5 protein-coding genes and 1 CRISPR repeat array are annotated in these 8,851 nt (G+C 33.1%); of the genes, 1 reads left to right on the plus strand and 4 read right to left on the minus strand.

Going from position 1 to position 8,851, the window contains the following annotated elements:
• From TA89_RS13645 to cas6, 3 genes are all read right to left on the minus strand, one after another.
• A partial coding sequence (locus TA89_RS13645) for a PDDEXK family nuclease (protein WP_040214165.1) occupies positions 1-647 on the minus strand: 647 nt, incomplete at its 3' end.
• A 17-nt stretch (positions 648-664) separates the two neighbouring features.
• Positions 665-1,966, minus strand: a complete 1,302-nt coding sequence (csx2, locus tag TA89_RS13650) for a TIGR02221 family CRISPR-associated protein (protein ID WP_040214167.1) — start codon at positions 1,964-1,966, stop codon at positions 665-667.
• A gap of 487 nt (positions 1,967-2,453) precedes the next feature.
• Positions 2,454-5,075: direct repeats of the CRISPR family, unit length 30 nt; unit sequence GTTTCAATTCCTCATAGGTATTCTCAAAAC.
• Between the two features lie 151 nt (positions 5,076-5,226).
• On the minus strand, positions 5,227-5,961 hold the full coding sequence (gene cas6 / locus TA89_RS13655; protein ID WP_040214168.1) for a CRISPR-associated endoribonuclease Cas6: 735 nt from the start codon (positions 5,959-5,961) through the stop codon (positions 5,227-5,229).
• 392 nt (positions 5,962-6,353) lie between these two features.
• On the opposite strand from cas6, the gene TA89_RS13660 reads away from it, so the two are divergent.
• Positions 6,354-7,061 (plus strand): class I SAM-dependent methyltransferase, encoded by a 708-nt coding sequence (locus TA89_RS13660; protein WP_082023954.1) that lies wholly within the window; start codon positions 6,354-6,356, stop codon positions 7,059-7,061.
• A 75-nt stretch (positions 7,062-7,136) separates the two neighbouring features.
• On the opposite strand, the gene TA89_RS13665 is transcribed toward TA89_RS13660, so the two are convergent.
• A complete protein-coding gene (locus TA89_RS13665; RefSeq protein WP_052447513.1) occupies positions 7,137-8,495 on the minus strand; it encodes an MATE family efflux transporter in 1,359 nt (452 codons plus the stop codon).
• Between the last annotated feature and the right edge of the window lie 356 nt (positions 8,496-8,851).

The following is an 8,851-nucleotide window of genomic DNA, read 5'->3' on the forward strand; positions in this document are numbered from 1 at the left end:
TCTATTACAAGCTTTTCTCTTTCTTCTATATGACTTATTATATAGACCATAATATCTCTGCTGTATTTTGTGGCATCCTCTCCTTTTTGCGGTTTATCTCTATATTCCTCGCTTATCATCTCCTTATGGACATCCGCAACATCCTTTATTTCCAAAGAAAAAAGCACTTCCGCTGAGGAATAATCAATTATATGCTCTTTATTACCGCTGTTAATAAAAATCTTGCTCTGCTCTCCATCTAAATAGCTCAAAAGAAGCCTTTCATTATAATGGGCAAAAACCTCTTTAAAGGTAATGAAGCCTATTGCTGATATAACCTTGGTACCTCCGGTATAATTAAGCTCAATGTATGTATTTCCTGAAGGGAGCTTATTTTTTATATAAAGGAATTTGTTCTGCAGCTCTTCACTAACCATTTTAGGATCAGCATAACTTTTAATTTTAATAAGCTCCGAGGTAATATTAAGGTCCTTTTTCTTTTTAAGAAGCTCCTGAAGATTCTCTGCAATTTTTCTTGTTTCCTCGGTATGAATAAAAAATACATATCCGTTCTTTTGCAGCCTTGTAATCACAGCAATGAGGTTGGGCATAGCACTTCTTCCAATAAGCACTATAAGACACTGAGCCTTTGTGATTGCTTTTGACATTTACACTCCTCCCTGTACTAAAATAATCCTTCTTTATCAGAAGAAATTTCTATTGGATGGCTTTCAATAAAGGTTAGAAACCTTTCAAAGAGCTTTGTTACTTCCTGTTTAAACCTATTGGAATCCTTAGCATCCTCCCTAAAGCCAAAATGATTAATATCATTTCTAAACTGCTTTGTATTATCACAAATAGCTATAAAATCCTCCTTTAGTTCCTTAGTTATTCTTATTATCATATCTCTATGACTTTCCGGAAGGTCTTCATACTTAATTTCTCCTTTTTTAATGGATAGGTTAATAGCTCGGGATACTATAACTTCTCTATGTTCTCTGTCTGTATCACTTAAACCATATCTTAAGCAAACATAGGTTTTCAGAGTTTCCTCCAGGGCGGTAAATGCCTGCTGGATAAGATTATTCTTTATGCTCCATCGAACTACTGCAAGTCCGGTAAATAGATTATTATCATTTTTAAATTCTTCCGTATCCTTCTCTATTAAATGAAAAAGAGGTGACAGAGGCTTTAATTCATTATTATTTCCCTGAAGGAGCCTGTCCAATTTATTTCTCATAGCTTCTGCAGATATCATTACAGATTTTTTAGACTTATTTTTAAAGCCTTCAATGTACATCCCTCTGCAGGTATTTATGGTTTCGGTAAAGATTCCCAGACTATCTACAAAGCTTCTTATCTCAACAGCCTGGATATTTTTGTTTTTAATCTTGGGAAGCAAAATATCCTTAGATAAATCTCTTAGCCTGTCAGCATTACCAGAATTAATATAGCCATCCACTGCCTGTGCCCAGCTAAGCAGCTGTTCATAGGGCATAAGGTCAAAAATTTGAGCAACCTCTTCTCCCTCTAGGATTTTTCTTACTTCATAAGCTCCATAATAAATACCTTTTATTTTTATATTCTTTGCAACCTTTGAATAATTTAGAACGATTAAAATTAACATAGGCAGGGATCTTAAGCTGTGAGTTATATCAAAATAGACCTCATCTCCATCATCCAAAGAATCAAAAATACATTGAAAAAGCTGCCATATCTCCTCTTCATTAGCACCTAAAGGTATATCCTTTTCTAATATTTTATCCCTTGAAGCCTGCAGAAGAGGTTTAAGTTCCTGCTCCCATCTAGCTTTTCTTGCTTCCTCAGTTAGCAGAATGATGAACTTATCAATATTTATCTTCTTATAAGCAAAATAATCTATAAGAGTCTTTTGAATATACTCATCTTTCTGCTGGAAATCTTCATAACGGTACATACACTCCTTATAAGGACCTTTTCCTAAAACACTAATGAATTTTACAGCCATAATCCACCTCCTAATTTTTGTATATATTTGTATAGTTCTACTATTTATAGTTAATTCCTTCAATTTTTTCGATAAAGATTTAATAAAAAAACACTATTAAATTCGATATAAAATCAGCGAAAAAATCAAGGCCTAAACATCCTACGGGATATATGGATTTATTTATCTAAAGCTCAGATTATTAATAAAAATCTTATAAGCATAAATTAGTTTATTTGGAAAATTCAAAATTGAAATAACTTATGGCAGGGCTAAATTTGAATTAATTAGATTCTTGTTCTTTGAAGAGTAAAGTTTTATTTAATTAAGGAGTTTTAAAGATAAATGGTGATGGGGTTATAGGTGTAATAAGGCTTTTTGATTCATTATAAGTATTCTCTATCAACTCCGATGCAAAACCAGAGTAAGAGCTGTTCTGAATCTAGAATTCCTTTTAGGTATACTAAAAACCAAGAAGTATAAGTATATCAATATAGTGGATTAATATGTTTCAATTCCTCATAGGTATTCTCAAAACTCTCTAAATAGCAACGTAATAGTATATTATCACAATCGTTTCAATTCCTCATAGGTATTCTCAAAACTACCCCTTTTTAATTTATTAGGTTATTTCCTAACCCTGTTTCAATTCCTCATAGGTATTCTCAAAACAAGTTTGCCACGGTTTGAAAAGTTTAGAATTAAAGAGTTTCAATTCCTCATAGGTATTCTCAAAACGAAGAATTGTAAAGCTTTAAGCAGGAGTAAAAATAGTTTCAATTCCTCATAGGTATTCTCAAAACTCAGAGAAGATTATTCTTTAGGCGGATTAGTTGCATAGTTTCAATTCCTCATAGGTATTCTCAAAACGGGTATAATTATTTTATACCTTGCAATGTGTCAAAATTGTTTCAATTCCTCATAGGTATTCTCAAAACCTTTATTGAGCGAATTTATCATTCTTTGAGTTGTATGTTTCAATTCCTTATAGGTATTCTCAAAACACTAAAGGTGAAATATATTTTGCAATGTTCAGTGGCATGTTTCAATTCCTTATAGGTATTCTCAAAACATTCATCGTCAACCTCTCTATAATCCTCCCTGTAGTGTTTCAATTCCTTATAGGTATTCTCAAAACTTTTTACCCCTAAGCTCTATACTTTCCACACCAACGTTTCAATTCCTTATAGGTATTCTCAAAACTTAAAGAAACTAGTTTATTGATGTATATTCCAGAAAAGTTTCAATTCCTTATAGGTATTCTCAAAACTGATGATATTCAAGCGAAGGTATTGAGATTATTAGGTTTCAATTCCTTATAGGTATTCTCAAAACGAAGCTAATGTATCCTTAACCAAAGAAGAACTCTTAGGTTTCAATTCCTTATAGGTATTCTCAAAACTTAGTGGTTCAATATTTGATTAGTTACAATCTAAAAAGTTTCAATTCCTTATAGGTATTCTCAAAACATATGGCTGTTGGCGTTTGGCAACAAGGAGAAAGAAGTTTCAATTCCTTATAGGTATTCTCAAAACGTATATATGCCTTATAGAGATACTATTACAGCCATGTTTCAATTCCTTATAGGTATTCTCAAAACCCGGGATGCCATAACCGCAATAAAACAGAATATGTTGTTTCAATTCCTTATAGGTATTCTCAAAACGGTTTGAAATTAACCTTTGATTACCCTGCTAATGTGTTTCAATTCCTTATAGGTATTCTCAAAACTTATGGGGACTAATAAATGATTTTAGAGAGTGGATAAGTTTCAATTCCTTATAGGTATTCTCAAAACTTGCACAAACTGGACAAAGATTGCCTGGTAGTGATTTGTTTCAATTCCTTATAGGTATTCTCAAAACGGCATATATCTAGCTACTTCGATATGTGCAAATTTATGTTTCAATTCCTTATAGGTATTCTCAAAACTAACATTCACCTATTTTAATCTCCTCTTCTCTTCCAGTTTCAATTCCTCATAGGTATTCTCAAAACGGTTTATCATTGTCCGAATATATTATACATCTGGCGGTGTTTCAATTCCTCATAGGTATTCTCAAAACAGAGTATAGGCTCAAAGAAATTCAGTTAAAGATATTAGTTTCAATTCCTCATAGGTATTCTCAAAACATCCAGTAAATTGGAGGGATAGATGGCCGGAATACTAGTTTCAATTCCTCATAGGTATTCTCAAAACGCAATTGTGGTGAAATGTATAGCCAAGGCAATGGTTGTGTTTCAATTCCTCATAGGTATTCTCAAAACGGGCTTGAGTGCTAATAACAAGATAAACGTAAGCTTGTTTCAATTCCTCATAGGTATTCTCAAAACATGTCTAGGTATTTAGGGGCCTGTGCTAGAGCTGCTTAGTTTCAATTCCTCATAGGTATTCTCAAAACGCTCCCCTGAGGAGAACCTTTAATTATTCTTTTTCTAGTTTCAATTCCTCATAGGTATTCTCAAAACTTGGCAATCCAAATGCCTTTGCAATCTTCTTAACTGGGTTTCAATTCCTCATAGGTATTCTCAAAACTTAACTTGCCGCTTCATTATTTCCCTAGCATTTTGGTTTCAATTCCTCATAGGTATTCTCAAAACTTTGTATGCGTCCTGCATTTCAGTGTCTAGTATAAGTTTCAATTCCTCATAGGTATTCTCAAAACATTGCAACTCAAGTTGTGGCACTTTACTAGCATTTTGTTTCAATTCCTCATAGGTATTCTCAAAACATTCGGTACAGAGCAGGATAGGCTTAGTGCTAAGAGGTTTCAATTCCTCATAGGTATTCTCAAAACATAGTCAGGGAATACTCCATTAATACTAGAAGCTCCGTTTCAATTCCTCATAGGTATTCTCAAAACTTTTAAAGGAGAGTGCATTATTCAAGGTTGAAGAGAGTTTCAATTCCTCATAGGTATTCTCAAAACTAAATACGACTTAATAGAATTGGAAGCAGATTTTTTAGTTTCAATTCCTCATAGGTATTCTCAAAACTCAAACTGCTGAGGTATTACTCCTTGATGATCTGTTGTTTCAATTCCTCATAGGTATTCTCAAAACGTACCCAGGTAAAGAAATAGTCTCCTGGGATATACCGGTTTCAATTCCTCATAGGTATTCTCAAAACCCGTTAAAGGGGCATTATTCCAGGCTTTTTTCTATGTATATAATTCTTTTAAAAAGCTGATTTTCATTTCATTGGCTATTTTGCTTGTTTTGTTATTCGGTCTATCCCCGGGGTTTTTTACACTATTGGAGGTGGACCGAATTATTTTTAACTACTTTTTTATCATAATAAAGCCAAATCCCTGAGAATTTTTAGAGCCTAAGCCGCTGTTTAGTGCTGCTGACATAAGTTCTTTAGAGCCTTTTAAAAGGAATTCGCCATTCCATCCCTTTATAACGAAGCCTTTATAGCTTAATACACTTTCCTTCAGCTTGTCGCCTGCCTTTCTAATTTCAAAGTCCAAATTATCCGGTTCTGATCCTGTGAAGGCTATTATTTTTTTTATTAAGTTTTTTCTTATCATTTCTGAGAATTCCTTCTCCATTGGGGTGTAATAATAGGTTTTTTTACTTTCTCCTATCATTGCTGTGCTTGAGACGGTTATTGGAGATAATGTATATACCAATAACTCCTCTTTTGGCTCTTCCCGGATAACCTCTATTGATGTAACAAAAGCCTCTTTACCCTTTAAAATTATCTTTTCAGAAGTTATTATGCCATTAGTCAGGTATTGTAAAAACCTCTCATCCATAGCGCTTAAATAAAGATAGAGCTTATCATAAAAGGTTATTATTCCTCTTTCTCTGTTTATGGAAAACTTACCAAAGATCTTTGAAAAAGAAAAAAGCTTATAATTTCTCTTTTCATATCTATATCCCTCATTATGAATAAAATCTCTGTAATTATCATCATTTATCCATTTATAAATCACTGCCTGAATAATATTATTATAATGCTGAGGAAGTACAAGCTCACCGCTAAAGCTAATTTCTATTTTAATCTTCATATATTACCTTACCTCTTGTATTTATTTATTAATATGGATTATACCATATAAAGTTATTATAGTTAAATAATTGAATAAATTTGCTTTTACTATATCAATATTTATCCAATGAATTTTGAAAATAATATATAGTTTAAACGTCAATTAATTTGCTCATAAACATCAAGGCTTAGTATACTACGGGAAAACTGTATTATTAATCTCATTAGCACAAAAACTATTTCTAATTATAGTATATACTGTATAATAATGTTATACACTAGATACTATGTGTACTTAGTCTAGACAGAAAGCTTAACTCCATTAAAAAGCTCTATAACAATAAATTTAGGGGTATTATCGTGGACTTAAAAGAATAAAACCCACAAAAGAGATTCAGCAGCCGTGCTGAAATCTATGAAGCATACAGACCTTCCTATCCAAAGGAGACCATTGATTTTTTAAATGAAGCCATTAATCTAAAAAGCTCTTCTGTGGTTGCAGATATTGGCTCAGGCACAGGAATTTCTGCCAGGCTTTTTTTAGATAATGGAAACACCGTATATGCTGTGGAGCCTAACGAAGCTATGAGAAAAGCCGCTGAAGAAGCTTTATCAGGCTTTAATAATTTCCACTCTGTATGCGGGAGCTCTGAACATACTACTCTTCAAGAGGAGTCAGTTGACCTTATAGTTGCAGCCCAAGCTTTTCATTGGTTTGATCCTGTACCTACCAAAAAGGAATTTTTAAGAATACTTAAACCTTCAGGCTATCTGGTAGTCCTTTATAACCGAAGATTTGGTACTGAAGGCTTTATGAAGGAATATTTATCTCTCATTGAAAAATACAGTGAAAATTATATAAATAAAGAAAAGCCAAATTCTCCTTCGGATTTTTTTGAAGGTATAAATGTACAGGAAAAAATCTTATATAATCCTCAAAAAGTAGATTTAGATGGCTTGAAGGGCAACCTCCTCTCCTATTCTTATATACCCATGGAAGAGGATCCCTGCTTCCCAGCTATGATATCGGAGCTTGAAGGGATATTTGACAGATATAATATAAATGGAGAAATTGTATTAGAGTATAATACCTTTATTACCTACTGCCGATTAAAATAGAATTTTAAGGAGAAGCCTGTAATATTTACAAGCTTCTCCTTTTCTATAAAGTATATTTAATTATTGCTCAGTGATTTAATGTACAGTGGTATGGTAAATCCACTTTCCTCTTAGAACTCTCGGTGTGGTTATCACTGCTTTAAGAAACTCATCGCTGGATAATATGAAATATACCCAGACAGGATGGATTTTAAATACCACTGCAGATAACAATCCAAGTCCCAGCTTTATAAACCATAAAGTGGCCACATCAAGGGAAGCACAAAACACCGTATCACCTGAACCTCTAAGTATTCCTGCTAAGGTGACTACATTTAAGGATTGGAAAAAAAGCATATAAGCTGATACAAAGAGCATTGACTTAATCAGCACTGCAGTTTCTCCGGAAGCTTTTATAAAATTAGGAGCTATGGGTCTGAATAAAATCACTGATAAAGCGATAACCCCTGCAATTATAAGGCTTATCTTCATTAATAGCCTTGACAGATCTAAGGCTTTTTCCTCTTCCCCTTCACCTATAAGTGTACCTATTAAAATGCTTGCAGCTGCTCCTACTCCCATTATGGCTACACCAGCAAGCTGCTGAACCACATTTATAAAGCTGGAGGCTGCTAAAACAGATACACCTAAATGTCCTATAATAGCTGCCTGAACAGATATTCCTAACCCCCAATTCAACTCGCTGAAGAGCACAGGAACACTGTACCTTGTAAGAGTTCTCCAATATCTGGAGGTCCCCCTGAATAAATCCTTAAATCTGAACCTTATTTGTTTTTCAATAAAATATATATAAATTACAGTTAAAACAAACTCAAGAATCCTGCTTATTAGAGTAGCCAGGGCAGCACCTTTAATTTCCATAGGTTTTAATCCTAAATGACCGAAAATAAATACCCAGTTTAAAAACACATTTAGCCCAAAGGATATTCCATATATGTACATGGATATTTTCACATTTTCAATGCTTCGAAGGCCAATGAGAAAAATACCTGTAAAAGCTGAAAATATATAGGAATATCCTACTATTTTTAAGTATTCTGCTCCATAGTTAATAACCTCAGCATCATTTGTAAATACGGACATGACTAAGAAAGGCTTTGATAAAACCAATACTCCGGCTAAAATACCGCAGATTACTCCTATGCGGATCATAAGCCCCAATATAGCCCTTATAGGAGGAAGGTTTTTCTTTCCCCAATACTGTGAAGTCAAAACCATGGATCCTGCTGCAAGTCCAAAAATCAATGTGGTAAAAATGAAATAAGGCTGGTTTGCCTGAGCTATTCCTGACAGCTGTACCTCGCTGATACCGCCTATCATAAGCGTATCTGTGACACTGACACCTACATTAATTAAATTCTGAAGGGTTATTGGCACAGCTATAGCAAGGATCCTCCTGTATATTGACTGTTTTTCAAGATAATTTACTCCCATATATCTATATCTCCGCTGTAATTAATCTTTAGGAAGTATATATTTAAATTCCCTTTATCTATTTTAACTGGTAAATTAAAAAATGTATATCCTATAAGTTATTACTTATAATAGTACATATAGAATTCTTTATTATAATATTTATATGTTGTTTATACTTTAAGAAAGTATAAACAATGTATTTATCTATTGATTTTTATTTTCAATTATGTTTTAATTATTATAAAGAATAATTATTCTCTATTAATAATTTTTCAATTACATTCCCCCTTACTGATAATTGAAATATATGGAGGAATAATTATGGAAAACAATTTTAATGAAAAGTATGATCAGGCCTTTGACGAATCTAATAA

Source organism: Clostridium polynesiense (genome assembly GCF_000820705.1).
Classification (GTDB): domain Bacteria; phylum Bacillota; class Clostridia; order Clostridiales; family Clostridiaceae; genus Clostridium_AA; species Clostridium_AA polynesiense.